The sequence below is a fragment of the Actinoallomurus oryzae genome, from assembly GCF_039541955.1.
Classification (GTDB): domain Bacteria; phylum Actinomycetota; class Actinomycetes; order Streptosporangiales; family Streptosporangiaceae; genus Actinoallomurus; species Actinoallomurus oryzae.
Genome location: NZ_BAABHF010000026.1, coordinates 30,060 through 56,069, shown reverse-complemented (window position 1 = coordinate 56,069; position 26,010 = coordinate 30,060). Strand labels below are relative to the sequence as shown.

Annotated in this window: 22 protein-coding genes and 1 pseudogene; 7 read left to right on the top strand and 16 right to left on the bottom strand. The window is 72.7% G+C overall.

Annotated elements, in window-relative coordinates:
- Nucleotides 1-37: 37 nt before the first annotated feature.
- The 10 genes and pseudogenes from ABEA10_RS25770 to ABEA10_RS25735 all read right to left on the bottom strand — a co-directional run bounded on the left by ABEA10_RS25770 (nt 38) and on the right by ABEA10_RS25735 (nt 9,733).
- Complete coding sequence (locus tag ABEA10_RS25770) at nt 38-2,137, bottom strand: hypothetical protein (protein ID WP_345468353.1); 2,100 nt, start codon at nt 2,135-2,137, stop codon at nt 38-40.
- Nucleotides 2,124-2,561, bottom strand: a complete 438-nt coding sequence (locus ABEA10_RS25765) for a hypothetical protein (protein ID WP_345468350.1) — start codon at nt 2,559-2,561, stop codon at nt 2,124-2,126. The genes ABEA10_RS25770 and ABEA10_RS25765 overlap by 14 nt, the downstream gene beginning before the upstream one ends.
- Complete coding sequence (locus ABEA10_RS25760) at nt 2,558-3,982, bottom strand: PrsW family glutamic-type intramembrane protease (RefSeq protein ID WP_345468348.1); 1,425 nt, start codon at nt 3,980-3,982, stop codon at nt 2,558-2,560. The genes ABEA10_RS25765 and ABEA10_RS25760 overlap by 4 nt, the downstream gene beginning before the upstream one ends.
- A gap of 260 nt (nt 3,983-4,242) precedes the next feature.
- A complete protein-coding gene (locus tag ABEA10_RS25755; RefSeq protein WP_345468346.1) occupies nt 4,243-4,563 on the bottom strand; it encodes a hypothetical protein in 321 nt (106 codons plus the stop codon).
- 230 nt (nt 4,564-4,793) lie between these two features.
- A complete protein-coding gene (locus ABEA10_RS25750) occupies nt 4,794-5,780 on the bottom strand; it encodes a UbiD family decarboxylase domain-containing protein (protein ID WP_345468343.1) in 987 nt (328 codons plus the stop codon).
- Nucleotides 5,777-6,301, bottom strand: a complete 525-nt coding sequence (locus ABEA10_RS25745) for a UbiD family decarboxylase domain-containing protein (RefSeq protein WP_345468341.1) — start codon at nt 6,299-6,301, stop codon at nt 5,777-5,779. The genes ABEA10_RS25750 and ABEA10_RS25745 overlap by 4 nt, the downstream gene beginning before the upstream one ends.
- 160 nt (nt 6,302-6,461) lie before the next feature.
- On the bottom strand, nt 6,462-7,067 hold the full coding sequence (locus ABEA10_RS51280) for an FAD:protein FMN transferase (protein WP_425550966.1): 606 nt from the start codon (nt 7,065-7,067) through the stop codon (nt 6,462-6,464).
- Nucleotides 6,998-7,444, bottom strand: a complete 447-nt coding sequence (locus ABEA10_RS51275; RefSeq protein WP_425550965.1) for an Ldh family oxidoreductase — start codon at nt 7,442-7,444, stop codon at nt 6,998-7,000. Before ABEA10_RS51275 ends, ABEA10_RS51280 begins: the two co-directional genes overlap by 70 nt.
- 61 nt (nt 7,445-7,505) lie before the next feature.
- A pseudogene (locus ABEA10_RS51270) lies at nt 7,506-7,976 on the bottom strand (Ldh family oxidoreductase); the annotation flags it as partial.
- 152 nt (nt 7,977-8,128) lie between these two features.
- Entirely contained in the window at nt 8,129-9,733 is a 1,605-nt protein-coding gene (locus tag ABEA10_RS25735; protein WP_345468337.1) for an FAD-dependent oxidoreductase, read from the bottom strand.
- A 373-nt stretch (nt 9,734-10,106) separates the two neighbouring features.
- On the opposite strand from ABEA10_RS25735, the gene ABEA10_RS25730 reads away from it, so the two are divergent.
- Complete coding sequence (locus ABEA10_RS25730; protein ID WP_345468336.1) at nt 10,107-11,351, top strand: hypothetical protein; 1,245 nt, start codon at nt 10,107-10,109, stop codon at nt 11,349-11,351.
- Nucleotides 11,352-11,387: 36 nt separating this feature from the next.
- Here ABEA10_RS25730 and ABEA10_RS25725 read toward each other — a convergent pair whose 3' ends face one another.
- On the bottom strand, nt 11,388-11,786 hold the full coding sequence (locus tag ABEA10_RS25725) for a hypothetical protein (RefSeq protein ID WP_345468334.1): 399 nt from the start codon (nt 11,784-11,786) through the stop codon (nt 11,388-11,390).
- A gap of 353 nt (nt 11,787-12,139) precedes the next feature.
- Between ABEA10_RS25725 and ABEA10_RS25720 the strand changes: the two genes are divergently transcribed.
- From ABEA10_RS25720 to ABEA10_RS25710, 3 genes are all read left to right on the top strand, one after another.
- A complete protein-coding gene (locus ABEA10_RS25720) occupies nt 12,140-13,429 on the top strand; it encodes a VWA domain-containing protein (RefSeq protein WP_345468331.1) in 1,290 nt (429 codons plus the stop codon).
- A 1-nt stretch (nt 13,430) separates the two neighbouring features.
- Nucleotides 13,431-14,216 carry a hypothetical protein gene (locus ABEA10_RS25715; protein ID WP_345468329.1) on the top strand — a complete coding sequence of 262 codons (786 nt, stop codon included), beginning with the start codon at nt 13,431-13,433 and terminating at the stop codon, nt 14,214-14,216.
- Nucleotides 14,217-14,470: 254 nt separating this feature from the next.
- Nucleotides 14,471-17,548: a discoidin domain-containing protein gene (locus ABEA10_RS25710; RefSeq protein ID WP_345468327.1), complete on the top strand. Its 3,078-nt coding sequence runs from the start codon at nt 14,471-14,473 to the stop codon at nt 17,546-17,548.
- A gap of 10 nt (nt 17,549-17,558) precedes the next feature.
- Here ABEA10_RS25710 and ABEA10_RS25705 read toward each other — a convergent pair whose 3' ends face one another.
- Both ABEA10_RS25705 and ABEA10_RS25700 read right to left on the bottom strand, forming a co-directional pair.
- Nucleotides 17,559-18,128: a DUF4232 domain-containing protein gene (locus ABEA10_RS25705; protein ID WP_345468325.1), complete on the bottom strand. Its 570-nt coding sequence runs from the start codon at nt 18,126-18,128 to the stop codon at nt 17,559-17,561.
- Between the two features lie 188 nt (nt 18,129-18,316).
- Nucleotides 18,317-18,661, bottom strand: a complete 345-nt coding sequence (locus ABEA10_RS25700) for a hypothetical protein (protein ID WP_345468323.1) — start codon at nt 18,659-18,661, stop codon at nt 18,317-18,319.
- A 97-nt stretch (nt 18,662-18,758) separates the two neighbouring features.
- Here ABEA10_RS25700 and ABEA10_RS25695 point away from each other — a divergent pair, with 97 nt between their 5' ends.
- Complete coding sequence (locus ABEA10_RS25695) at nt 18,759-19,328, top strand: TetR/AcrR family transcriptional regulator (protein WP_345468321.1); 570 nt, start codon at nt 18,759-18,761, stop codon at nt 19,326-19,328.
- Nucleotides 19,329-19,507: 179 nt separating this feature from the next.
- Here the strand turns inward: ABEA10_RS25695 and ABEA10_RS25690 are convergent, their stop codons facing one another.
- The 3 genes from ABEA10_RS25690 to ABEA10_RS25680 all read right to left on the bottom strand — a co-directional run bounded on the left by ABEA10_RS25690 (nt 19,508) and on the right by ABEA10_RS25680 (nt 23,360).
- The gene (locus ABEA10_RS25690; protein ID WP_345468318.1) at nt 19,508-20,257 is read right to left on the bottom strand and encodes a permease prefix domain 1-containing protein; all 750 of its coding nucleotides are present in this window, start codon (nt 20,255-20,257) and stop codon (nt 19,508-19,510) included.
- On the bottom strand, nt 20,254-20,568 hold the full coding sequence (locus ABEA10_RS25685; protein WP_329235976.1) for a PadR family transcriptional regulator: 315 nt from the start codon (nt 20,566-20,568) through the stop codon (nt 20,254-20,256). Before ABEA10_RS25685 ends, ABEA10_RS25690 begins: the two co-directional genes overlap by 4 nt.
- A gap of 92 nt (nt 20,569-20,660) precedes the next feature.
- Nucleotides 20,661-23,360, bottom strand: coding sequence for a helix-turn-helix transcriptional regulator (locus ABEA10_RS25680; protein WP_345468315.1), 2,700 nt, complete (start codon nt 23,358-23,360; stop codon nt 20,661-20,663).
- Nucleotides 23,361-23,457: 97 nt separating this feature from the next.
- On the opposite strand from ABEA10_RS25680, the gene ABEA10_RS25675 reads away from it, so the two are divergent.
- On the top strand, nt 23,458-24,771 hold the full coding sequence (locus ABEA10_RS25675; RefSeq protein WP_345468313.1) for an MFS transporter: 1,314 nt from the start codon (nt 23,458-23,460) through the stop codon (nt 24,769-24,771).
- 55 nt (nt 24,772-24,826) lie between these two features.
- Nucleotides 24,827-25,939, top strand: coding sequence for an alkene reductase (locus ABEA10_RS25670; RefSeq protein ID WP_345468311.1), 1,113 nt, complete (start codon nt 24,827-24,829; stop codon nt 25,937-25,939).
- Nucleotides 25,940-26,010: the final 71 nt, after the last annotated feature.

Sequence of the window (26,010 nt, the reverse complement as noted above, 5' to 3'; positions counted from 1 at the left end):
CACAGGGGCGCGTCCATGACTCCCTCGCTGTGCTCGGTCACGGCTCCTGCCGTCGGCGCCCCGCGCCTCCGCGGATGCCGAAGGCCACCACGGCCAGCGCGACCACGATGAGGATCGCCAGGCCGGTGCGCCCGGTCGCGAAGGAGGCGAGCGTGCCGGTCGTACGGGACCACAGCCCGCCGCCGGACGACCCGGCGCTCTCCCCCAGCCAGATCGACCCGTCCGAGGCCGCCACCGGGCGGGTCCCCGACGCCTTGACGGTCTGCGGCAGCCCCGGCTGCCGCTGCCGCATCTGCGCGGCGCTGAGCCGGGTGGGGTCGAGCCGGCTGAAGTCCACGCCGCCGAGCGTCATCTTGTACGTGACGACGCCCCGGCCCTCGTGGACGGTGTGCCGGTAGGTGAACTCCCCGCGCTGGATCGAGTGGACGTAATCGTCGAACACCTGGCGGGGCCGCCAGCCGTTCGTGAGCCTGGCCGGGCCGATGTCGCCCGAGTCGATCAGCTTGTCGAACGACGTGTGGTGACCCTCCTGGTGGCGCTGCCGGATCCACTCGGCCACCACACGGGCCAGGAAGGCGCGGCGGATCGGAGCGTACTCCGGCGCCGTGTTGACCGCCTCGACGATCTTGGGGACCACCAGCGTCTGCTCGAGCCGCTCGTTCCGCGCGTCGGCCGCCGGGTCCGACGGGCAGGCGTAGTTGCCGCTGAGATGGTCCGTTTTGGCCTTGACGTTGAGGGACGCCTTGATGACGTACAGCGACGAGCCGTCCTCGCGGACCTCGACGTCGCCGGGCACGATCCACATCCGGGAGGTGTAGCAGGTCTTCTTCGCCGAGCCCAGGAGCGCGTTCCAGTAGCGCTCGCCGAGCGCGGTCTTGGGGTTGAGCAGCCTGCCCTCGGTGCGCTTCATCGCCAGGTCGGCGTCGAGCAGCGCGCGCCCGGCGTTCGTCTCGCCCAGAGCGGGGTCGATGATCCGGTCGGGCTCGGTGGGGTTGAGGTTGACCCAGAACTTGTTCGGGTTCAGCACCAGCCAGGTGCGCAGGTCCGCCGTGCTCGTCGTGGCCGCGTCGAGGGCGGCGAGCGAATCCTGTTCGGCGCCGGGAGCGGCCGGGCTCGCGGAGAAGGAGTACTTCACCGATCCCGGGCTGTCGGACAGGTAGCGCAACTCCAGGGTGGAGAAGTCCACGCCGCCCAGGTCCTTGGAGTCGAGCGCGTTCGAGAGCCCGTCGTCGCCCGAGCAGCCGGGGGCGGAGGCCGCCGGCACGCCCCGCGCCGTCATGCCGCCGATGCTCTCCTTGTTCGGGCCGCCGGGGCAGTTGAGGCCCAGGTTGGCCCGCAGTTGCTCCTTCTTCTGCCGTTTGGCGGCCTGTCGGGACCTGTCCAGAGCGGCCAGTTCGTCGCGCAGTTCCGTCTGGTTGTTGACGATCTTGACGCCGGCGGACCGGAGCCGGGTGGCCAGCTGGGGCTTGAGCCCCTTGGGGGCGACGAGGATGACGGGCTTGCCGGCCGGATTCGCGAGCGGGTTGTTCAGCAGGCCCACGCGGCTGGGGGTGCCCAGGATCTGGGTGGCCTTGCCTGATCCCTCACCGACGGTCACCTCGACGATGGCCGTCGCCGTCTCGACGTCGATCTCGGCGTCGCGGTTCGCGGTGTCGCCCTGCTGCGCTCTGCGCCGCCTGTCCAGAGGCGACTCGCGGAACTTCTGGTTGAAGCCGGTGACCTGGGGGCGGATCGCGCCGGCGATGACGGCCTCCCAGTAGCGTTCGCCCTGCTGTTTGGTGGCGGTCGACTGGCGCAGCGCATAGTCGATCTTCGCGTCCACGACCCGCCGGGCCTGCTGGTCGATCACGCCCTGCAGCCTGTTCGCGGCCTGCTGGCCCCTTGATGTCGTGTCCTGCCGCGCCTTGGCCCAGAGGCTCCTGAGCTTGCCGATCTCCTCGTCGGCCGCGTCGAAGTCGTTGGCCTTCAGGTCGGCGTCGATGCGCTGGACGATCGCGTTCGGGTCCTCGTCCGCCACGGCCGCCGTGGCGGACGAGCCCGCGGCGCGCGGCGACGCGAACGCGCCAGGGGCCGCTGAGGCGAGCGCGATGACGGCCGCGGCGAGGACCGCCGTACGGCGAGGGCTACGGGTGCGCACCGTGACCTCCTCCTGCCGGGTACGGACCGGGGTACGGCGGAGCGGCCGCGAGCAGGCCGGTGGCCCGCAGGTAGCCGGCGAGGGCCGGGGGCGGGCCCGCCGCAGGTCGCCCGAACCGTCCCGGTCCGGGGGCCGGTGGCGGCGCGGGGCGCCGCGTCGTCCTCTCCCCTTTGCGCAGGGCTAGGACGCCGGCGGCGGCCAGGGCGCCGGCCGTCAGCATGACGACCATCGCGACTCCGGCCATCGACGTCCGGGTGGAGCACGGCTTGCGGAGGCCCATGTGCGGCTTGTTCAGGCTCATCGTCGGCTTGTAGACGTAGCCGACGTTGCACGCCGACGCGGGCGGCGCGGACAGCGGGAGCACGAGGCAGGCCAGCAGGAACGCGCCCGCGGCGACGCCCGCCGCACGGCGCGGCGCGGTCACGGTGTCACCGCCGGGGCGGTGGGCGTCCTCAGTCTCGCGACCTTCGTACGCAATCGGTCACCCTCCTCACGGCTCTCGGCGTCGTCGGCGCGTTGCGGCTCCAGGCGCCGGGCGGCCAGGTCGAGCTGCGCGGACTGCAGGCGGTACAGCGCCAGCGCCGTGGCGCGGCCGTACCAGCGCCAGGTGTTCACCAGCGCCCAGAAGCGCAGTGCCGGATCGGCCAGGTATGACGCCTCGGCCTTGGTGATGGCCACGCCCTCCGCGGCCTCGGCGGCCACGCAGTCGCGTGCCGCCGCCGCACGCTCGCGCCGCCCGGTCACCAGCAGCATGAAGACCACGACGATGAACGGCGTCTGCGGCAGCAGCCACAGGAACGGCGAGATCACCAGGGTGTCCGCGGCTCCCCCGACGTCGACGTGATCGGAGGTCAGGTGGGAGATCCAGGCCGAGAGCGTCTCGGCGGCCACCGCGCCGCCGATCGCCGCCACCAGCGCGCCGCACGCGACGAGCCTCCGGGCCCGGACCGTGGGCGCCCGGGCGGCGATGCCGAGCCCGGCCCCCGCCAGCGCGCCGAACGTCACCTGCCCGCCGAGCAGGCCGATGGACTGCCGGATCCAGTACTCGAAGCCGCTGGTCGCGCCGGTGAACATGCTCAGCGAGCCGTACAGCTTGACCAGCAGGACGCTCTCCACGAAGTTGTAGCCGAGTCCGGCGGCGGCGCCCAGGACCAGACCGGTGAGCACGTCGGTGACGCGATGCCGGAACAGGAGCAGCAGCAGGAGGACGCCGGCCGCCGTGATCAGCGTGTCCACGGCGGCGAGGTGCACCACCCCGATGTCGAGCAGGCGGTACTGGGTCGAGAGCTGCCGGCTGAGGTCGGTGCCCGTGCCCTTGGCGAGGTAGCCGTTGAGGGTGCCGAACGCCAGGCCGGTGTAGGCGCGGCCCAGGCCGAACACGATCAGGGCGCCCCAGCCGAACGCCGCCAGCAGCATCGGCAGCGGCACCCGCGCGAACCGCTGGCCGTGGTGCAGCAGCCACAGCACGAACGCGGTGCTGGGCAGGCACAAGAGGGCGACCAGCGGAAACGCCCCGGCGGCGGCCAGGGAGATCAGCGAGAACGGTCCCAGCAGCGCCACCAGGATCGCCCAGGTCGCGGTGACCGCGCGGCGGCCCTGGGGCCGGGTGATGAGGACCACGCCCTGGATGATCGCGCCCACCACGATGCCGGCCAGCACGGCCCAGAAGACGGCGCGGGGCATGGAGAGCAGCCGGCCGAGCGAGCCGGACCCGCCGGGCAGCCTCTGGAAGATCGACAGCGTGGGCTCGCCGGGCAGCACGTGCGGGCGGGTCAGGTTGAGCAGGAGCTCGACGAGGTAGAGGGCGATGGCGAGCCGGGCGATGAGGAGCGCCCGCGCCCGCACCAGAGAGTCGTCACGGATCCGCCCACCCGCGGCGGGACGGGCCGCGCCCTCCGGACTCCCCGGGCCGCCGGGACCTACGGGCCCCCAGCCTGGGCCACCGGGACCCCAGCCGGGGCCACCGGGACCGCCGCCGGGGCCGATGGGACCGCCAGGGGTTCCGGGACCGCCGCCTGGGCCCCCGGGACCGCCGCCTGGGCCCCCGGGTCCGCGTGGCCCGCCGGGGCCGCCGGGACCCGGTCGGGCGGCCGGCGGGCCGGGGATCATGGAGCGCTCCCGGGAACGGTGGGCAGGTCCGTCGGCAGGCCGGTGGGCACGCCGGTCGGCAGGGACGGCATGGACGGCAGGGTGGGCAGGTTCGACGGAAGGTTCGACGGAAGGTTCGACGGGAAGTTCGAGGGCATCGACGGCAGCGACGTCGGGTACCCGGTGGGCATCCGCGGCGTCTCCGGCTGGTTGAGCCCGGCGAGGTCGACCACGAGTGACACGCCCAGCAGCGCCACTCCGATCACCGCGCCGATCGTCATCAGCAGGAACTGCAGCGTCAGCGCTTCTCCGGTCCTGACTGAACGGATCAGCTGCATTGTCCTTCTTACGGCGGGCCCGCGAGTCGCAGGCGTCGGGCGTTCGGCCGGGTCGGGAAGGGGTTGTCAATATAACCGGGATAACACGCCCCAGGAATTGATTATCGGAAATCGGCCCGGCCGCGGTCAATAAAGGAAACATCCGATATGCAAAATGCATATCCGAGCACTCGCCGAACTTCGCAAATGCCCCATAAAGGCTGCGCGGGCTCCAGGGGCCGAGCGTGCGGTCAGGGGTACGGCAGGTCCAGCTCCGGCGCGTACGGCCGAGGGTCGACGTCCTCGAACCGCGCGCGCTCGAAGGCGGCGGCGAGCCGGAACGGCACGGTGGCGTCGAAGATCGTCTTGGCGGTGGCGCCGCGGGCGGGCAGTGCGGGGTTGTAGTCGGGCCCCTGGGTGGGATCGAGTACGTGGCCGGCGACGCCGGGAATGGTGATGTCCACGTCGCCCTGCATGCGGGTCTGCATCGCCCACAGCACGTCGTCGGTGTCGAAGATGTCGACGTCCCGATCGACGAGAATGACGTTCTTCAACTCCGTGTACGCCCCGAACGCCACCAGCGCGGCCTGCCGCGCCCGGCCGTCGTCGAAGGCACTGCTCTTGACGCACTTGAGAACGGCCAGGAACTTTCCGCCGCCGGCGGTATGGGCGTGCACCTCGGTGACCAGGCCGGGCATGGCCTTGTGGAGGGCGCGGAAGATGCTGGCCTCGGTGGGGATCCCGGCCAGGCTCGTGTGCTCCTCACCCGGGCCGACGAGCGTCTGGAGGATCGGGTCGGTCCGGGTGGTGACGGCGGTGACCTTGAGGACGGGAAGCGCCGGGTTGGCGGGACCGGTGTAGCCGGGGAACTCCGGCATGGCATGGCCGGTGTGGGTGTTCTGGTCCTCGGCGACCCGCCGGCCGGGGCCGATGTGACCCTCGATCACGATCTCGGCGTTCGCGATCGCCTTCTGCTCCACGGTGAGACAGTCCGCCAGCCGTACGGGCGCGCCGCGCAGACCGCCGGCGATGGCCAGCTCGTCGTAGCCCAGCGGCGTGGTCGGGGCCTCGAACGTCGCGCCGATGTGGATCGCCGGGTCCAGCCCCATGTTCACCGAGACCGGGAACGGCCGGCCCGCCGCCTCGGCGCGCCGGCGGAACCCGTCGATGTGCCGGCCGGGCGCGAAGAAGATCGAGATCTCGTCGCGGCCCTGGACGCAGAGCCGGTGGATGGTCACGTCGGTGCCGAGCTCGGGTCGCTGCCCAGGACCAGCCCCAGGCAGAAGTACGGCCCGGCGTCGAGCCGGGTGGTGGTCGGCGCGGGCAGGATCCGCCGGAGGTCGAACCCCGGGTCCTCGGCTCGGTGGACCACCTCCTGGCAGGCGGCCTCGCCCGGTCCGGCCGCGACCGGCCCCAGGGCGTGTTCGTACGCCTCGGCCATGCGCTGGGTGAGCCGGCGCGGCGAGCAGTCCAGCAGGATGCCCACCCGCTCGCGGCTCGCCATCAGGCCCACCAGCACGCGTGCGCCGGGGTGTCCCGCGATGCCGTTGAAGATCATCGCTGGTCCGACGCGTGTGGGGCGCGCCACGGTCCCGCCGGCGCCCACCCGCTTGTAGACCCCGGCGAGTTGCGCGTTCGGGTCCACCGGACGATCGGTCTCGACCAGTTGACCGGGGAACCCTCTCAGGCGCTCCAGCGCCGACCGCGGATCCGTGATCGGCGGCGGTCCGGCGCCGTCCGGCCGCTCCTCCGCAGTCATGGACCGTGGCTCCCTCCCCCGTACGCGTGGGGGGGGCGAGGTGGGTCCTACCCTCGATCACCGCCACCGATCCCGGGGCGCGGGGCGGACGCCGCGATCATCGGGCTCGGCGGCCGGTTGATCCCGGCCAAGGTGACGCCGCCCGCCGTACCGTGCGTCGTCACCGGTCCGCGACGGGCCGGAGGGTCGCGGACGGCCGAGAGCCCACTGGGCGCCGATCTCGTCCACGCGGGCGGTCGGCCCCGGCCGGGCCGCCCTCGCCGGCCCCCAGGCCGGACGTCGCCCACGTACACCCGTCCGCGCCGACGGCGAACGCCTCGTAGCCGGGCAGGTCCTCGACCCACGCGCGGGCTCCCTCTCCCATGACGAACGCCGCGGTCGCGTAGGCGTCGGCCAGCGTGAGGCTCGGCCCGACCACGGTCATCGAGGCGAGCCCGCCGTCCGCCGGCCGGCCGGTGCGCGGGTCGAGGATGTGCGCGCCGCGCTCGGCCGTCCCCGAGGTCGCGACGGCCATGTCCCGTCCGGTGAGGACGGCGGCGAGTGCTCCGGGGCGCCGTGGATCGGCGATGCCCACGCGCCAGGGACGGCCGGGCTCCGGCGCGTGCCCGAGCCGGATGTCGCCTCCGCCGCCCACGCTGTACCGGGGGCAGCCGGCCTCGTCCAGCATGGCTCCGGCGCGCTCGATCGCCCAGCCCTTCACCACGCCCGAGGGGTCGAGCTCTCCCCCGGCGTACGCGCTGAAGCAGCCGCCGGTGACCTCGGCCAGCTCCTCGCACAGGCCGAGGATCTCCGCGACCTCCGGTGCGCAGTCACCGATGCGTGTCTCTCCGCGGCCGAGCCGCCTGATGTCGCTGTCCGGCCGTCGACCGCGATCATCGTGGCGTTCCGCCGGTGCCGTCGCCCCTCGGGTGTACCCGCGTGGTAGGCGCTGACGACGGGGTTGGCGGTCAGGCAGCCGGCCAGTAGCTCGAACACCAGGGACATCCCGGCTCCCTTGGCACCGCCGACCGGAAGCGGCACCGTCGCGACCGCCGGGTCCGTCGTCGGCGCGCCGGCGGCGTCCATGGCCGCGCCCTCGGGCAGCGGCCGGCCGCTCGCCCGGTACTGCGCGATCCGGCTGAAGGCGATGACCGCGGTGGCCATGTCGAGCAGGACGGCCGGATGCCGCCGGGCGGGCACCGCCACCGACAGCCGGGCTGGTCGCGACCCCGGCGCCGCGGCTGCCCGCGTACGCCATGTTCGGCACGCCGGCGACGATACCGAGCCCGGCCATGCCGGCCTCGGCGGCCAGCGTCGTGTAGTAGCCGATGGCTCCGCTGTGGACGTTGCCGCGGATCGCCACCCAGGCGACACCCGCGTCCCTGGCGAGGTCGATCGCCTCGCGCATCGCCCGGGTCAGGGCGACCGGACCCGGCGCACGGTCCGCGTCGACGACCGCGAGCGCCGACCGCAGGCTCTCGACTTGCAGGTTCGGGCGGGGGTTGGCCTCACCCGTGTCGAACAGCTCCATGTAGCGCGGCACCCGCGAGACGCCGTGGGAGTCGACTCCCCGCAGGTTCGCCCAGACCAGGACGTCGGCGACGGTCCGGGCGTCCTCGGGTGACATGCCACGCGCGGCGAACAGCCGCGCGACCAGGGCGTGCAGGGTCCGATACGGAACGTTCACCGGCGCCATGGGACGCCTCACCTCCGGGAGACCGCGCGCGAGCGGCTCGTGCGCGCTCAGCGGTCGAGGAGCGCGGTGCGGCCGTCCCGCACCACGCTAGTGTCTCCTCCCGCCGGCCGGCGGTCGCCGGATCACCGTGAGTTCGCGGCCCGTGCCCGTCGTCAGTAGCCGGTCACCGGCGGCCAGCGGAGTTCGACGCCGGACCGGACGAGCAGGCTCTGGTAGTCCGACAGCATCTCTTCCTTCTCGCGGACGGCGTGCGGGGGCATGTCGCCCGCGAGGCAGAACGCCGCGAGCGTGCCCGCCGCCTCGCCGATGTTCCACTCGACGGGGTGCAGCCGGTAGGCGCCGTTCGTGATGTGGGTCGTGCCGATGTTCTTGGCCGCCGCCAGGAGGTTGTCCACGCGCTGCGGAATCAGGGCGCCCAGCGGGATCTCGAACGGCGAGCAGCCCACGTCGATGTAGTTGTCGCCTCCGGTGGAGGGGTGCAGGTCGATCCGGTAGAGCCCGATGCCCACCGAGTCGTCGTAGGAGACCGCTCCCCTGTCGCCGCGTACGGCGAGGGCGATGTCCTGCTCGGGGACGGTGTAGAGGGCACGGATCCGGCGGGACTCGCGGATGTAGGGCGCCTGGGCGAGGCCGTCGGCGCCGCCGCCGACGACGTCGCCGCGCAGCCGCAGCCCGGGGTAGCCGGTGCCGCCGTCCGGGCGCGGCGCCTCGGTCTGCATCCAGTACAGCATCGACCGGGAGAGCTCGCGCGCGGCCTGCACGTGCCGGTCGGCGTCCGGCACATCGATGACCGAACCGTCGAAGTAGTCGATCATCGGCCAGTTCACCAGCGTGATGTCGCTGGCATAGGCGCCGTCCTCGAAGTTGCGCCGGGCGGCGATCCGGCGGAACGTCCACAGGTCCGTGTCGCCGCCGGGACGCTGCAGGTCGCCCAGCACCTGGGTCGGGTCCTCGTCCGGGTTCGGGGTGAACGAGCGTTCGACCGGCTCCAGCGTGCGGGGGGCCGGGGCGCGCCATGACAGCAGGCGGTCGCCCCAGAACGACGGCCGGTACTCCCGCCAGTGGTCGTAGGTCGCCGGACGCTCGATCGTGTGGTCGCCGTCCACGTGGTCGACGGCGAAGCACACCGAGATGGCCTGCATGTTCTGCGGCTGGGCCTCGTCGGGGGCGCTCGGCTCGCCGGTCTCGGCCCGCGACTCGAAGCCGGTGACGTACTCGGTGCCGGTCAGCGGCAGCAGCTCGCCGGTCTCGGTGGCGTCCAGGACGACCCGGGCGCGTACGGTCGTCCGCGCGCCGGTGTCGCGGTGCGCCAGGGTGACGGCCTTCACGCGGTCGCCGTCGACGTCCGCGCCCACCGGCCGGTACGGCTGCAGCACGCGCAGCCGGCCGCAGCCGCGGTACGGAGCGAGCATGGACTCGATCACCGCGACGGCGACGCGGGGCTCGTGGCAGAGACGGCTCACGCAGCCGGCGCCGGGGTTGAGCTCCCGCCAGGCGCGGGACCGCTCGGTCAGCGGGTAGTGGCTCCGGTAGTAGTCGCGGATGCCGTCGCGCAGGGCGCGATAGGAGGCCGTGACGCCGAAGCGCTCGACCCAGGGGTGCTCGTCCGGGGGAACGGCCTGGCTGGTCAGCTGCCCGCCGAGCCAGTCGTACTCCTCGGTGAGGATCACCGAGGAACCTGCCCTGAGCAGTGCCAGTGCGGCGGCGACGCCGCCCAGACCTCCGCCCACGACGAGGGCATCGGTATGAATCTCCATCGGGGGGATCAGACTTCCTTGGGCCGCGGTCACGGCGGCGCTCGCGGCTCCTGGGAAGAGGGGAGGCGTCGCGCGGCCGAAAGGAGAGCGTGCCACAGCCGGGGGTGGGGTCAGTTACCTCGTTTAGCCTACCTCCACATCTCCGCAGGTCAAAGGCCATTTTCGAGTCGATCACCACCGCCGCCACGGTCGCCCCGCCACCGGTGATCATGGGCTCCCGGGGCGCGGCACGGTCACGGGCCACGGACGCCGGGCACGGGCCCCGCCGCGGGTTCCGGCCCGCCCTCGGCGGTGGTACCGGATTCGGCCGTCACGTGCGCACGGCACAATGTTCCGTCTGACAGGCAATGGTCGGCGAGAAAGGGACCCCTGCATGAAGTGTCCGGCATGTGAGAACGACGTCCCCTCGGGTCGGTCCGCCTGCACCTGGTGCGGCGCGCCGCTTCCGGCGGCGGGCGAGCGTCCCGGGCCGGCGCCGGGCTCGCTGTTCCGACCCCTGAACGACCCGGAGCCGCAGGCCGGGCCGTCGAACCCCAAGACCGAGCCGCTGCCGGTGACCGACTGGGAGGCGGCCGGCGAACCGCCGACGCCCCCGCCGCCCGCGCCGCCCAGGACCTCCTATCCGGTGGCGCCGCCGGAACCGCCCGGGAACGCCGGCCGCGTGCCGGCACCGGAGCCGTACGGAGACCTCGGCCCCTACGGGGATCCGAACCCGTTCGGAGACCCGAGCCCGTTCGGGTCTCCGGGACCCGTTCCGGGCGCCGGGCCGGGGACGGGCGCCGGGCCAGGGGCGGGCGCCGGGCCAGGGGCGGGCGCCGGGCCAGGGGCGGGCGCCGGTTCGACGCCAGGTGCCGGTCCGGGGGCGGGCCCGACGCCGCCCGCGACCGAGGCGGCCACGCAGTACCTGGCCAACCCCGGCCCGGCCGGTCCCGTCCCGGGCGGCCCGATGGCGGAGCCGGCGCCGTACGGATATCCGCCGCTCGCCGGCGAGCCGGGTGGCCCGGTCGCGCCGGGGGACGATCACGCCGGGAAGAACCGGAAGACGCTGCTGCTGGCCTGCGGTGTCGCGGCGGTGGTCGTGCTCGGCGGCGGTCTGATCTACGCCCTGACGCAGGGGCTCTCCGGCTCGAAGGACGACGGCGCGCAGGCGTCCGGCGCGACGGCGGGCACGGGGACCGCCGCGCAGCAGGCCGCCGCCGTCGAGAAGATCCTCGAGACGGGCAAGACCGCGCGCGGGCATCTGCCCGCTCCCCTGCGGACCTGCGACGACGTCGCCGCGGGCGTCTCCGGCTTCCAGCAGGTCGTCCGCGACCGCCAGCAGGAGCTGTCGCAGTCCAAGGAGCTGAAGGTCGACCGGCTGCGCGACGGCGCACGGCTCCGCCGTTGGATGATCAACGCGTACCAGAGCTCCCTCGACGCCGACCAGGCCTACCTCGCCTGGGCACGTGAGGTCCAGGCGCGCGGCTGCGGCGGCCGGATCGCCCCGCTGACGGCGCACTACCGGGCCGCCATCGCCGCCAACGACAAGGCGGGCCCGGCCAAGCGGCAGGTGGTCAAGCTCTGGAGGCCCATCGCGAAAAGCCAGGGTCTGCCCACGTACGCGTGGAACCGTCTCTGACCCCGGCCGCGTCAAGGCGTCGCCGGGGACGGCCGCTCAGCCTCCGGCGGGGGCGCCGGTCACCGTCAGGGTCGGCGCGGGGGCCGGCGGCCTCGGGTCCGGCTTGAGCGGCGGCATCGGCGGCACGCTGCAGTGGTGGTTGTGCGCGCACGGATCCGCCTGGCCGGCGCCGGAGTCGCGTGTCGTCGCGTGCGCCGCTCGCTGACGCGACGCCGCCGATGCCCGCGCCGTCACCGCGTGGTGCCGTCTCGCTCTACGGTGCGGTGTCGGCGTGGGGGTGGGCGTGAGACTCGGTGTCACGACCGGATCCGGGGACACGGGGGTTCGCCCGGCCACGGTGTGCGTACGGTGCCCGCCGAAGGCGATCAGCCCGGCCGCCACGGCCACCACCGCCATCAGGAGAACGCCCGACAGGGTCATCCAGCGCTTCGTCATGAGAGAACCCGGACCTCGATCGCGTGAGAACGGACGCTTACGGCACGTCCCGCGGACGGGGCGCGGCGATGGCGCCTCTTCGCCCAAGGTCGGACGGAAGCGGATAGAAGGTACCAATCCCCCATCCGCTCCGTCACCACCCAGCGGCCACGCCGCCACACCCCCCGTGCGAAACCGGGTTTCGAGACGTCTCCGGACGCCGACCGACGCCGTGGCGAGGGCCGTTCGCAGCGAACGGTTCTCGCGGGGAACGTCGCGGCGTCGATGCCGTCGCCCGCGGGCGGGAACGGCCGTCGATTCGCGCCGCGGGACCGATTAGGCGGCCTCACTCAAGATCATTAAGATCCACCGGCGTGATCATCAGACGTGGCCCCGCCGCGGGCCTGCTCCTCGCCGTGCTGGCGGGCGTGACGGCGCTGGGCGCGGTGCCCGCGACGGCCGGCGAGCCGACGGACGGCGAGGCCCCGAAGGTCGAGCTGGTCCTGGACTCCAGCGGTTCGATGCGCGCCAACGACATCGACGGCCGCAGCCGCATGTCGGTCGCCCAGCAGTCCTTCGACGAGGTGGTGGACGCCCTTCCCCCCGAGACGCAGCTCGGCATCCGCGCGCTCGGCTCCCGCGTGCCGAACTCGGCCAGCCAGGCGCTCGGCTGCCGGGACACCCAGCAGATCAGCCCCGTCGGCCCGGTCGACAAGCCTCAGGCCAAGGCCGCGATCGCGACGCTGCGCCCCACCGGATGGACGCCGATCGGGCTCGCCCTGCGCGCCGCCTCCCACGACCTGGGTACCGGCGAGACGACCCGGCGGATCGTCCTCATCACCGACGGCGAGGACACCTGCGGCGCGCCCGACCCCTGTGACGTGGCCCGGCAGCTCGCCGCGGCAGGCACCCACCTGGTCGTCGACACGCTCGGGCTCACGCTGGACGCACGGGTGCGGCAGCAGCTGACCTGCATCGCGGACGCGACCGGCGGGACGTACACCGCCGTCCAGCACCAGACCCAGCTCACCAGCCGCCTGAACCAGCTCGTCCGCCGGGCGCACGACACGTACCGCCGGACGCCGCGTCAGGTGGGCGGGGCCGACCGGTGTTCGGCGGCGCCGGTGCTCAAGCCCGGTGTCTACACCGACCGTGAGCGCTTCGCCGAGCACCGCTGGTACCGGGTGGCGGTCTCGCCCGGCCAGGAGCTGCGGGCCTCGGTGAGCATCGCCCTCGACCGGCGGCTCAACCCCGACTACGGCGTCCTGCTGCGTGCCGTCTCCACGAGCGGCCAGGAGATCGTGCGCGGCACCGGCGCGGACGGCGGGCGTACCGACGTGCTGTCCACCGGGCTGCGCTGGTCGGACCAGCAGCCGGCGGCCTCGCCCGAACCCTCGGCGTCCTCGTCCACGGACGGTTCCGGTGACGGCCTGATCTGCCTGGTGGTGAGCAACTCCTTCTCCGCTCCCGCCGGCGTGCAGACCAACCCCGGCATGCCGGTGGAGCTCACCGTCGACGTGGTCTCCGCCTCCCCCACGCCGGGCGGCCCGTCCCTGGGCCGTGGCTGGCTGCTGCTGCTCGTGCTGACCGGAACGGGACTGGTCGGCGGCCTGGTCACCGGATGGCTGGCCCGCTGGCGCGTCGCCGTGTGGAAGGAGAACTGACATGCGGTACGTACTCGCGGGGCTCGCCGCCCTGGCCTGCCTGTCCGTCGCCGGGCCGGCCGCGGCGGACGACACGCCCTCGCCCAGCCCGAGCACCACGGTCGGCACCGCCGGCACGTCCTTCCTCACCGCCACCACGGTGGAGCCCGGCCAGCAGGTACGGGTCTCCTCCTCCACCGGCGACTACCTGTACTGGTCGTTCGATGCGGCGGCCGGAGAGACCGACCGGCTCGCGATCACGATCACGCTGCCGACCCGCTCGAGCCGGCACGGGCCGGCGACCTGGACCGTCGACGTCTTCGACGGTCTCCGACGCCGCCAGCCGTGCACGGCGGGTTCGCAGACGGCCACCGCCGCGACCGGCGCCTCGACGCTCGCGCTCCACTGCCTCCTGCGCCAGGTCCGCTCGTGGGCCGACCCCTGGTCCGACGAACCCCTCCCCGGCACCTACTACGTACGGCTGTCGGCGACCGGGCTGCCGGAACAGGATCTCGGCCTGCCGATACAGACCGACCTGTCCATCACGGCGAAGAAGGGCGACGCCCAGCCGGACAACGCCCGCCTGAAGGCCCCGCTCTCACCGGCGACCGACCCGGGGACCACGGCCGCGCCGCAGGCGGGGTCCTCGGCGGCCCCGGCCGCCGCCGAGGAGGGCGAGCACTTCTGGAACCGGTTCTCCTGGCCGTCCACGCGGTGGTGGTGGACGATCGGCGGCGGCCTGCTCGCGGCCGTCGCGGGCGTCGGCGGTTACCGCCTCACCCGCCACCCGCGCCGCTGGTTCTCCTGACGCCGCGTCCCCGCCCGCCGCCTCGTCACGCGGCGGGCAGGGTATACGTGTGGCCTTAATATAAGGCGTGAGAAATATCCTCCGAGACGGTTGACACCACGCCTGGCCGCGATCAGTCTCTCGGGAGAGCGCTCCTACGCCGGCCTCCGGCGGCCCTGACCCGCCAGTCGGCCGCCGGATCCGGCGTCCCATCCCGTCGCACGACGGTGGCACCCCTCCGCCGCTCCGCCGTGCTCGCGAAGAGGAGACGCCTCATGAGACCCCGTGCCCGTACGGCGGCGCATCCCGCCGTGACGACGGTGGTGATCGCCGCCCTGACCCTGGTCATGGCCTGCGTGAGCGCCGCCCTGCCGCGAACGGCGAGCGCGGCGCCCGCCCTGCTGTCGCAGGGCAGGCCGGCCGTCGCGTCGTCGGTGGAGAACGCGACCACGACCGCCGCGGCGGCCGTGGACGGGGACACCTCCACCCGGTGGTCCAGCGTCGCGAGCGACCCCCAGTGGCTCCAGGTCGACCTCGGCGCCTCGGCCACCATCAGCCAGGTCGTCCTCAACTGGGAGACGGCGTACGCGACCGCCTTCCAGGTCCAGGTCTCCGGCGACGCGAACACCTGGACGACCGTCTACAGCACCACCACCGGCACCGGGGGCACCCAGACGCTGAACGTCTCCGGCAGCGGGCGCTACGTCCGGATGTACGGCACGGCACGCGCGACACAGTGGGGCTACTCGCTGTGGGAGTTCCAGGTGTACGGCACGAGCGGCTCCGCGCTACCCCCGAGCACCACGCCGATCTCCGCCTTCAAGCAGGTCACCGCCTCCTCGACGGAGGGCGGCAACGCACCCGCGGCGGCGCTGGACGGTCGTACGAACACCCGCTGGTCCAGCCTCTACACCGACGACGAGTGGCTCCAGGTCGACCTCGGCGGCGCCGCCACCGTCTCCGGCGCCACGCTCATCTGGGAGAACGCCTACGCCACCGGCTACCACATCGACGTGTCCGACAACGGCACGTCCTGGTCGACCATCTACACGACCACGACGGGCAAGGGCGGCACCGAGAACCTCGACCTGTCCGGCAAGGGCCGCTACATCCGCTTCCACGGCACCAAACGGGCCACCGGCTACGGCTACTCGCTCTGGGAGTTCCAGGTCTTCGGCACGGTCGACACCACGAACGACGAACCGCCGCTGCTCTCGGCGCCCACGAAGGCGCCGGCGACCACCGGCCAGTTCGCGCTGACGACGCCGGCCGACAAGGCGATGGTCACCGACACCCGCCGTCCGATGCTCGCCTGGAACTCCGTGCCCGGCGCCGCGCACTACGAGGTGTGGATCAACGTCAGCCGCACCGACTACGACTTCACCGCGTCCGGAAGGCTGCTCGACCTCTACACCAAGGTCGCCGAGCCCACCGGCACCAGCTACACCCCGACCTGGGACATCGGCGACCGCTGGACGTACAAGTGGTACGTCGTCTCGGTGACCGGTTCGGGCGCCAGGACCACGTCGAACATCAGGACGTTCAGCCTCTACCATCCGACCGTCACGGCGGCGAGCGACGGCGTCAAGATCGTGAACGGCGCCCGCGACCTCAACAAGGACGGCACGATCGAGCCGTACGAGGACTGGCGGCAGCCGGTCGAGACGCGGGTGGCCGACCTTCTCTCCCGGATGACCCCGGAGGAGAAGGCGTACCAGATGTTCTACAACGCCCAGGCGTACCCGCAGTCGGGCTGGCACTTCGGCCCGGCACAGCCGAACGACCTCAACAACGTGCTCGTCGCCGCCGCGGGGACCCGCCTCGGCATCCCGCCGGTCTCCGCGGGCGACACCATCTCCGGGTACCAGACCACGTACCCGCTGCAGAGCGCGCTGGCCGCGGGCAGGGACTACCCGCTCGACTACAAGCTCGGCGACATGCAACGCCGCGAGGAACTCGAGGTCGGCGCGCGCGGCGTCCTGGGGCCGCTCGCCGAGGTCGGCACCAAGGTGCTCTACCCGCGCATCCAGGAGGGCAACGGCGAGAACGCCGACGTCGCCGCCGCGCAGGTGCGAGCCCTCGTGGCCGGACTGCAGGGCGGGCCGGAGCTCAACCCGGGATCGGTGCTGGCGACCGTCAAGCACTGGCCCGGAGAAGGCGCCGGCGGTGAGGCGGGCATCGTCTACGACGGGGTGACGATCAAGTACCACATGATCCCGTGGCGGGCCGCGCTCGACGCGGGAGCCGTCAACATCATGCCCGGCTACGCGGGCAGCTCCTACCTCGACCCGGGCGGGCCCGGCGCGGGCAACAGCAAGCCCATCCTCGACTACCTGCGGAACAACCTGGGCTACACCGGGCTCATCACGACCGACTGGCTGCCCTCCGGCGCGTGGATCAGCGCGGCGAACGCCGGCTCGGACGTCATGGGCGGCGCCGACCCCGGCGCGTCCGGATTCTCGATCTCGAGTTTCCTGTCCAGCGTGCCGATCTCCCGGATCAACGACGCCGTCACCCGCATCCTGCGGCTGAAGTTCGAACTCGGCATCTTCGACCGGCCCTACGGCGACCCGGTGAACGGCCCGTACCGCTTCCACCAGCCGTCCTATGCCAAGCTCGCGAACCAGGCCGCGCGCGAGTCCATCACGCTGCTCAAGAACAACGGAGTGCTCCCGCTGAAGCTCAAGGCGGGCGACAACATCGTCGTCGCCGGGCCGCGCGCCACGGACGGCGCGTCGTGCTGCGTGTGGACCAGCTACTTCCACCCCGACTACGGCTCGCTGGACATCCTGGACGCGATCAAGGCACGGGCGGCGACGGCGGGCGTCAACGTCTACGCCGACAGCGGGCCCTCACCCAAGCTGGCCGTCGTCGCGGTCGGCGAACCCAGCTACACCCACGCCACCGCGTGGGTGAAGGAACAGCCCTACCTGCCGGCGGACCAGCTCGCCATCATCCAGAACTTTCACAACCAGGGCATCCCGGTCGTCGTCGTCATGGACCTGCCCCGGCCGACCGTCATCTCGGACTGGAACGGCATCGCCGACGCCATCGTGATGACGTACCGCGGCGGCGAGGAGGTCGGCCCGGCCACCGCGTCCCTGCTCTTCGGCGACTACACGCCCCACGGGACGCTGCCCTGGCAGCTCCCGCGCAGCGTCGACCAGATCCTCAAACCGGGCGGCACCGACACGCCCGCCGACGCCGTCGAGGACTGGAGCCTGCCGTACGACCTGGGCGCGACCGCCGCCGAACGCTCCGACATCCGAGCGAAGATCGACGCGGGACAGTCACCGCCCACCACGTACGGAGACCCTCTGTACCCCTACGGCGCCGGCATCAAGAGCTGGTAGCCATGCTCCCCTAACGCAACGGTGTGTGCGAGGCGAGGGCGGAGACGGTGATCCGTCCCGCCCGCACATATCCGGGCGTGAAAGGCACGGTCAGGTAGTGGTCCGTGTCGCTGGGCAGCCAGAGCCACAGGGTCTTCGGCTGCACGCCGTCGGAAGAGTCCCCGTTGCCCCAGGCCATGACGCAACTGGCCCGTTCCCCGGGAGAAAGCTCCACCGGATGCACGCCGGGGTCTTCGTTGAAATAGGTGGATCCGGTCTGCGCATAGGTCGGCAGATCGGGATCGTCCGGGTTCTGCATCTCCGGCGTGACGTACCCCGAGATCTCGCAGGTCGTCGTGGAGGTGTTGGTGAGTGTGACCATGGTGCCCGCGTTGCCCGCTCCGATCAGTCCGGCGTCGTACAACTGGGCCTGGAGCTGGTCTTTCAGACACGCCGGTGCGTCGGCCGCCGAGGCCCGCCGCGGCGTCGCGCCGTCGGCCGTACCGGCCACCCCCGTCGCGGCGATCGCGGCGCCCGCCACCACGGCGACCAGCGTCCACGCCGACATCCTCTTCATCTCCTCGGCTCCTTTCAGGTGCATGCACAGCACCTCTTATCGGTTGGAGCGTCGGAATAGCAGAAATGTTCGGAGTAATCCGGAATTAATTCCTTAACTGGCACGGTAAACCATTTGCCGTGGCGAGGCGTCGCGGCCGTCCGGAGAACAAGAAAAAGCCGCGCGACCGGGATCGGGGGGAATGACCCGGCCGCGCGGCGTCCAGAGAGGGCTCAGTGTTCTCTCGTGACCTTCATGATCTGCCAGAGCTCTTCGCGGAGGCGGTCACGGCAGACGCGGTACTGCGCCCAGTTACCGTCAAATGCCGTCTTGACGACATACTCCTCATCCGCGGTGGACTCCCGCGAGCGCCCGGGGTGATGCATGGCGTCGTGCATCTCGTCCCACAGCCGGTCGCGCCAGGCGCCGTACCGTTCGCGGTCTCCCCCGAACCTCGTCTCGACCAGCAGCTTCTCGTCGTGCAGCACCCAGTCCGCCAGAGGCGTAGGGGCGTGCCGGTGGCGCGCCGGGACGCGGGCGCCCGTGCGATGGGGCCTGCTCGGTGGCCATACCTTCATGGCGCCCCCCTTCTCTCTTTCCCTTGAGAGGACGCACGTCGCGGCCTTCCGGATGACAGGAATGTTCGACGATGCCGATATCTGGAATTCTGGAACCATGCAGCAGCGCCGAAGTCTTCGCGACGACCTGCTCGACGCCGCCGCCGCGCTGATCATCGAGCGGGGGTTCCGGCGCGTGCGGATGCAGGACGTCGCCGACGCGGTCGGGGTCAGCCGGCAGACCGTCTACAACGAGTTCGGGGACAAGTGGCGGCTGGCCGAGGCGCTGAACCTCCGGGAGAACGGCCGCTACCTCGACGCGGTGGACGAGGCCATGACCCGCCACGAGGACCTGTACTCCGCGGTCGCCGACGCCGTGTCGTACACCCTCACCACCGCGGCCGACGACCCGCTCAAGAAGGCGATCCTGACCGGCGCCGGCAGCGAGGACCTGCTGCCGCTGATGACCACCCGTGCCGAGCCCGTGCTGTTCGCGGCCAAGAAGCGCATCATCGCCCACACGCTGCGACAGTGGCCGCAGGCCGACGAGACCGCGGTCGTCGAGCTCGTGGACATGGTCGTCCGGCTGACGATGAGCCACGTCGTCCTGCCCACGGACCCGCCCGAGACCGTCGCGGCACGGCTGGCGCGGCTCGTCGCCCGCTACCTCGGCGACGCGGCGAGCTGACCTTCGATCTCGGAACAGGGGCTCCACACGCCGCCACGACTGTCGCGCATCCTCAGGCGGATCTGCGAGTCATCACTTTTGAGATCAATGCCCACCGGCGGACGCATGCGCATATTTGAGCGCATTCGTCAGCGCCTCCGAAATGAGGTGATAAATAGGTACCACGAGAGCCGCCGCCTTTACGCTGTAGATCGCGAAAGGCGCTCCCGGTAGAGCGATCGGGCGTACACGAGGAACATGACGAGGGCGATGCCGCCGTCGCTCCAGCTCTGGCCGCTCCCCGCGCGCGTCCCGCCGTACGTCACCACGCTCACTCCGTCGATCAGCAGGACGGCCGCCGCCACTCCGTACAGCGTCGTCCCGGCCAGCGGCACCACGCCCGGCCGCGGCGCCAGTCTCACGGCGCCCAGACGACGGCGCACCGCCAGGTATCCGGCGAGCACCAGCAGGCCGAACGCCCCGTAGACGACGCGTGTCCCCACGATCGCGTGAAGATGCTCGTGGATCAGGGCGTTGAGGCAGTCGTGTCCCGCGTTTCCCACCGCGCATCGCCGCGACGTGTAGCGCGCGGGCATGCCGCCCGCGACGAACGCCGCGCCGAAGAGCCGGCCGAGCGCCTCCGCGAGGAGCCCGCTCACACCGATGGCGACCAGCCCGATCGCGCCGGAGGGCACGACCACCCGCGCGAGCTCGGGGACGACCTCGCGCCAGGCGAATCCTCCGCCGAACCGGCGCGCCACGACCCGTGGAGAGCCGAAGCGCGCGACGGCCCGGCGCCCGGCCTCCTCCTCCGTCAGCCCCTCCGCGACACCGTCGCGTATCGCGTCACGCAGGTGCTCCCGCGTCTCGGCGAGCACCCGGGGTACGTCGGCACCGGAGCCGCGCAACGCGACCGCGAGCCGGTGGAGGTAGCGCTCGATGTCGTTCACGCCAGCACCGCCCGTACACCCCCGGAGAACGTCCGCCACTCCTCGCGCATCTCGGTGAGGGCGGTGGCGCCCGCCGCCGTCAGCTCGTACAGCCGGCGCCGGCGGCCGGACTCGTCGGCCCAGTAGCTGCGCAGCAGCCCGCTCTTCTCCAGCCGGTGCAGCGCGGGGTAGACGGTGCCCTCCGGCAGGTCGAAGGCGCCCTCACTCCGGTCGCGGAGCTCACCGATGATCGCGTATCCGTGCGCCGCCCCGCGGGTGAGCACGGACAGCAGGAGCAGATCGAGATGCCCCTTGAGTTGCTCTCGTCGCATACCTCGTAATGCTAGGCATAGCATCACGAGGTGTCCAGTGCCCGGTTGTCCGTGAAGGCTCGACCAGGAGCGGCGCGCGATCGCCACCCCGGTCAGCCGAGGAGGACGGTGGCGAGTTCCTTGCGGGAAAGGACGCCCAGCTTGGGATATGCCTTGTTCAGGTGGTAGCCGACCGTGCGCGGGCTCAGGAACAGTCGCGCCGCGATCTCCTTGTTGGACAGGCCCTGCGCGGCAAGCCGGCTGACCTGCAGCTCCTGCGGGGTAAGGCCCCGCGTCTCCGACTCGGGTGAACGCCGGGCCTCGGTCGCGCCCAGCTCGGCCGAGGCGCGTTTCGCCCACGGGTGGGCGCCGAGAGACTCGAAGGTTCCCAGCGCGCTGGACAGGTACGGACAGGCGTCCCCCTTGCGGCGCCGGCGGCGGAGCCACTCGCCGTACAGCAGGGCCGTGCGGGCCTGTTCGAAGGGACGGGGGTCCTTCTCATGCAGGTCCAGAGCCGTCCGGTAGTGGTCCTCGGCGTCCGGAGTCAGCAGCGCGCGGCAGCGGGCGACGAGCGCGTCGACGGACGGCTGGCCGATCCGGAAGGCCCAATCGGTGAGGTGGGTGAGCGCGTCGGTGGCCTCGGCCCGCATGGCCTGCCGCACCAGGGTCTCGACGACGTCGGGGATGCCGCGGGTCAGCGGGGTGCCGAACCGTACGGGCCCACGGGTGGCCAGGTCCAGGCGCGTCGCGGCTCGCTCCGCGCGGCCCGCGCCGAGGTCGAGCAAGGCGAGTGCCCAGTGCGCCCAGGTGCCGCCGGGGGCGGTGGCCGGGCCGCCGAGCGCGTCGGCCGCGTGGGCCTGGCAGGAGTCCTCGTCGCCCTCGACGGCGGCCAGGTAGGCCAGGATCCCGTTGGCGTACCGGATCCACCGGACCAGGCCGGTGTCGAGCGCGAGCCTGAGCGCCTCCTGCGCGGTCGTCCGGGCGTTCGTGTGCTCGCCGAGCAGCACCTCGGCGGTGCTCTGCAGGCTGAGCATGGCGGCGAGCCAGCCCAGGCGTCCGCGCACCCGGCTCTCGGCCGCCATGGCTGCGAGCACGTCCCGTGTGTGGCGCTCCTGACCGGCGACGAGGCCGCCGATGCCGATGAACGACAGGTCGTGCGGGCAGCGCACGGCGGCCTCCCGCGCCTCGGCGACCACCCGGCCGGGAGGCGGCAGCGCACCTGCCGGGGACCCGAGCGCGAGCCGGGTCATCCAGACCAGGAAGGTGTGCACGGAGGCCATCGGGTCGCCGTCGGGCGGCTCGAACGCCGCCAGCCGCGCTGCGGTGACCGCGAGCAGGTCCGTGTCGCCGGCGATCCACGCGGCGTTCGCGGCGGTGAGGTGCATCCGCAGTTCCTGGTGCGGATCGGTGCCCGCGATGTGGACCGCGCCCTCGGTCAGCAGGGCGTGCGCCGAGCGCGGGCGGCCCTGCTTGAAGTCGGCGGTCGCCCGCACACGCGCGATCCGCGCGAGCAGCGGCGGGTCGGCGGCCAGCGCCGCGGCGCGTTCGGCGGCCGCTCGCGCGTCGTTGAGCCGTGCGGTCTCGGCGGCCGCCTCGCCCGCGAGCGTGAGGCGCCGGGCCTGGTCGGCGGGGTTCGAGCTGAGCCGTGCCGCCTGGTCGTAGGCCCTGGCGGCCGCCTCGTACCCGCCGCGTTCGCGCGCCCGCACGGCGGTGTGTTCGAGTTCGGCGGCGACCCGGTCGTCGGTGCCGACGGTGGCCTTGGCCAGATGCCAGGCGCGATGGTCGGCCTCCGCGGGACCGGTCAGCGCGGCGGCGAGGGCGGCGTGCGCGGCCAGCCGTTCGCCCAGCGGCGCGTCCTGGTAGACGGCGGCCCGCACCAGCGGATGGCGGAAGGCGATCTCGGCGCCTGTAACGGCGACCAAGCCGGCGCGTTCGGCGGGCTCCAGATCGGCGGCCACGCCATCGGGCACGCCCCCTGCGGCCTTCCCGACGGCGCCCGCAGCCGCCCTGAGGACCACGCCGAGGTCGCCGGTGCCCTCTGCCGCGGCGACCAGCAGCAGGCGCCGCGTCGGGTCCGGTAGGCGTGCGGCCTGCCCGAGGAACGCCTCGCGGAGCCGGTCGGTCAGCGGCAGCGTGTCGCCGTCGGGGCGCAGTTCCAGCAGGGCGAGGGGGTTGCCGCCGGTCTCGGTGATCAGCCGTTCACGCGCCACGCCGGACAGTTCGCCCCGCCGCTCGGCCAGCAGCACCGACGCGTCGGCCCGCGACAGCCCCGCCGGGCGTAGCGTGCGCAGGCCGGTCGCGGGGAACGGACGGGCGTCGTCGTCCCGCACCGCGAAGATCATGGCGATGCCCTCGGCGTGCAGGCGACGGGCCACGAACAGCAGCGTCTCGGCGGACACGTCGTCCAGCCACTGCGCGTCGTCGACCAGGCAGAGCAACGGCCCGTCGCCCGCGATCTCGGTGAGCAGGGTGAGCACGGCCAGACCGATCAGGAACCGCCCGTCCGGATCGATCGTGCCCATGCCGAACGCGGAGGCGAGCGCCTCGCGCTGCGGCTCCCGAAGCGCGTCGAGGCGGTCCAGAACGGGCCGGAGCAGCAGGTGCAGTCCCGCGTAGGGAAGCTCGCTCTCGGTCTCGATCCCGGCGCCGCGGATCACCCGGGCCCCTGATGCGGCCTCCGCGGCGCGGTCCAACAGGGCGGTCTTGCCGATGCCCGGCTCGCCACGGATGACCAGGGCGCCGCTGCGACCGGCCCTGGCGGCCTCGACCAACTCGCCGATGACGGAGAGTTCGCCGTCCCGCCCAACCAGCATGCTCGTGATCGTACAGAAGTACCTAATGCATGACGGATTCCCGGCGATTTCCCTCCCTCTACCTTCGTGACCGGTTGGGACGTCGAAAGGAAAATTCATGGTCACCGAGGTCGCAGCGGACCGTACAGCCGACCGGACCGGCCGGACCGGGCGGCTGCCGCGCCGGGCGGCGTTCTGGTCGCTGGCCGCGATGCTGGCCTTCCTGCAGTTCGCCTCGGCCACGCCGTCGCCGATGTACGGGATCTACCAGCACGCCTGGCGCTTCTCACCGGTCACGCTGACCGCGGTCTACGCGGTGAACGCGATCGCGCTGCTGGTCACGCTCCTGTTCGTCGGCTCGCTGTCCGACCGCACGGGACGCCGACCGGTGCTGCTGACCGCCGCCGTGGTCGAGATGGCGGCGATGCTGGTGTTCGCCGAAGCGCGCGGGGTGGCGTGGCTGGTGGCGGGCCGGGTGCTGCAGGGGCTGGCCGCCGGCGCAGCGTCCGGCGCGATCAGCGCCATGATGATCGATCTGCAGCGGCCCGGCTCGCGGCTGGGCGCGCTGATGACCAACGTGTCCTCCGCGGGCGGCATCGCGCTCGGCGCCCTCGGATCGGGGCTGCTGGTCGAGTACGGCCCGGCACCCACGCGCCTGGTCTACTGGCTGCTGCTGGCGGTGTTCGGCGCACTGCTGACGCTGGTGGCCACGATGCCCGAGACGGTCACCGCCGACGGCGCCTGGCGCGGCTCGCTACGTCCGCGGGTGACGCTGCCGCCGCAGGCCCGCGGCGCCTACCTCGCACTGCTCCCCTCCGTGGTGGCCACCTGGGCGCTGGCCGGGTTCTACCTCTCGCTCGGCCCGACCGTCATCGCCGCGCTGTCACACTCGACCGACCATCTGCTGGGCGGCCTGGTGATCGTGGCGCTGAACGGTACCGGGGCGGTGATGGCGCTGCTGACCCGGGCCTGGTCGCCCGAACGGGCCCTCTACGGCGGATCCACCCTGCTGGTCACGGGGGTCGCGCTGGCAATGACCGCCCTGGCCGCGCAGCTCACGCCGCTGTTCGTCATCGGGACCGTGCTCGCCGGCGCGGGCTTCGGCCCGTCGTTCTCCGGCGCGCTGCGCACCCTCACCGGCCTGGCGCCCACAGCACGCCGCGCCGAGGTCGTCACCGCGATCTACGTGGCGTCCTACCTCGGGCTGAGCCTGCCGGCGGTGGCCGCCGGGATCGCCGTCGTCCACCTCGGCCTGTTCGCCACCGCCTACGGCTATGGCGTGGGCGTCATCGGACTGGTCGCCCTGGCGGCCGCCGTCTCCCTGCGCGGCCGGCACCGCTCCGCCGCGGCCCGCGCCGCCGCCCCGCTGAGCCCCCACCACGACCTGCCGCCCTGCCCCGGCGGAACCCCCGCCCTCGCCCGGCACGCCTGACCGCTCCGCCCTCGAGCCCCTTCCCTTCTGATCACCGTTTTCAAAGGACACCACGATGTCGCTGTACACACCGTACGAACTCGGCTCACTCACCTTGGCCAACCGCGTCGCCATGTCGTCCATGACCCGCAACCGGGCCGCCTGGCCGCAGGGCACGCCGACCGAGCCGACCGCCGAGTACTTCGCCCAGCGCGCGACCGCCGGTCTGATGGTCACCGGTTCGACGGCCGTGTCGCCCGAGGCTCGCGGCTACCTGTGGACCGAGGGCCTGTTCACCCACGAGCAGACCGACGCGTGGCGGACGGTCACCGGCGCCGTGCACGCGCGCGGCGGGCACATCGCCGTCCAGCTGATCCACGTCGGCCGTGTCTCGCACGTCTCGTTGCAGCCCGGCGAGACCCTTCCGCAGGGGGTCAGCGAGGTCCCGGCGGACGCCCAGGTGCTGGCCTGGCGGCCCGACGGAACACCCGGGATGGTCCCCGCGAGCGCACCCCGGGCCATGACCACGGCCGAGATCCAGGGCGTCGTCACCGCCTTCGGGCGCGCCGCGGAACGCGCCGTGGCGGCCGGTTTCGACGCCGTCGAGATCCAGGCGGCCAACGGCTTCCTTCCCGAGCAGTTCTTCGATCCCGCCGTCAACGACCGCACCGACGACCACGGTGGCTCGATCGAGAACCGCGTGCGCTTCACGGTGGAGGTCGTCGAGGCCGCCCGCGCGGCCGGGCTGCCGGTCGGGGTGAAGGTGACACCGAACGGCGTCGTCAACGGCAGCGCGCCGTTCGACGACTGGCGCGAGCTCTACCTCCGGCTGGCCGCCGAGCTTGATCGGGCCGGCGCGGCATATCTGAACGTGACCGCACAGGCGAGCCACCGCGAGCGCAACGGGCTCGGCCCGGCGTTCGATGAGGCGTTCCTCACCGAGGTCCGCGCCGCCTACCACGGAACGCTGATCGTCGGCGGCGGTTACGACGCTGCGTCGGCGGAGCGGGCCGTCACCGGCGGAACCGCGGACATGGTCGCCTTCGGCCGGTCCTACGTCGCCAATCCGGACCTGGTGGAGCGGCTACGGACACGGCACCCGCTCGCCGAGGCGGACCTCGGCAAGCTCTACGGTGGCGGCGCCGAGGGATACACCGACTACCCGCCCCTGACCGAGGCCGCGGCCTGACCACCGGCCACCCGGGTTGAGAGGCGATCTTCGACCTCGGCGTCGTCCTTTACGTTGTAGATCATTCATTC

Excerpts from the sequence above, each read along its gene's own strand:
- ABEA10_RS25755 (WP_345468346.1), bottom strand. The coding sequence starts at position 4,563 with ATGCAGCTGATCCGTTCAGTCAGGACCGGAGAAGCGCTGACGCTGCAG.
- ABEA10_RS25745 (WP_345468341.1), bottom strand. The coding sequence starts at position 6,301 with ATGACTGCGGAGGAGCGGCCGGACGGCGCCGGACCGCCGCCGATCACG.
- ABEA10_RS51275 (WP_425550965.1), bottom strand. The coding sequence starts at position 7,444 with ATGGCCACCGCGGTCATCGCCTTCAGCCGGATCGCGCAGTACCGGGCG.
- ABEA10_RS25735 (WP_345468337.1), bottom strand. The coding sequence starts at position 9,733 with ATGGAGATTCATACCGATGCCCTCGTCGTGGGCGGAGGTCTGGGCGGC.
- ABEA10_RS25730 (WP_345468336.1), top strand. The coding sequence starts at position 10,107 with ATGAAGTGTCCGGCATGTGAGAACGACGTCCCCTCGGGTCGGTCCGCC.
- ABEA10_RS25725 (WP_345468334.1), bottom strand. The coding sequence starts at position 11,786 with ATGACGAAGCGCTGGATGACCCTGTCGGGCGTTCTCCTGATGGCGGTG.
- ABEA10_RS25715 (WP_345468329.1), top strand. The coding sequence starts at position 13,431 with ATGCGGTACGTACTCGCGGGGCTCGCCGCCCTGGCCTGCCTGTCCGTC.
- ABEA10_RS25710 (WP_345468327.1), top strand. The coding sequence starts at position 14,471 with ATGAGACCCCGTGCCCGTACGGCGGCGCATCCCGCCGTGACGACGGTG.
- ABEA10_RS25705 (WP_345468325.1), bottom strand. The coding sequence starts at position 18,128 with ATGCACCTGAAAGGAGCCGAGGAGATGAAGAGGATGTCGGCGTGGACG.
- ABEA10_RS25700 (WP_345468323.1), bottom strand. The coding sequence starts at position 18,661 with ATGAAGGTATGGCCACCGAGCAGGCCCCATCGCACGGGCGCCCGCGTC.
- ABEA10_RS25695 (WP_345468321.1), top strand. The coding sequence starts at position 18,759 with ATGCAGCAGCGCCGAAGTCTTCGCGACGACCTGCTCGACGCCGCCGCC.
- ABEA10_RS25685 (WP_329235976.1), bottom strand. The coding sequence starts at position 20,568 with ATGCGACGAGAGCAACTCAAGGGGCATCTCGATCTGCTCCTGCTGTCC.
- ABEA10_RS25680 (WP_345468315.1), bottom strand. The coding sequence starts at position 23,360 with ATGCTGGTTGGGCGGGACGGCGAACTCTCCGTCATCGGCGAGTTGGTC.
- ABEA10_RS25675 (WP_345468313.1), top strand. The coding sequence starts at position 23,458 with ATGGTCACCGAGGTCGCAGCGGACCGTACAGCCGACCGGACCGGCCGG.
- ABEA10_RS25670 (WP_345468311.1), top strand. The coding sequence starts at position 24,827 with ATGTCGCTGTACACACCGTACGAACTCGGCTCACTCACCTTGGCCAAC.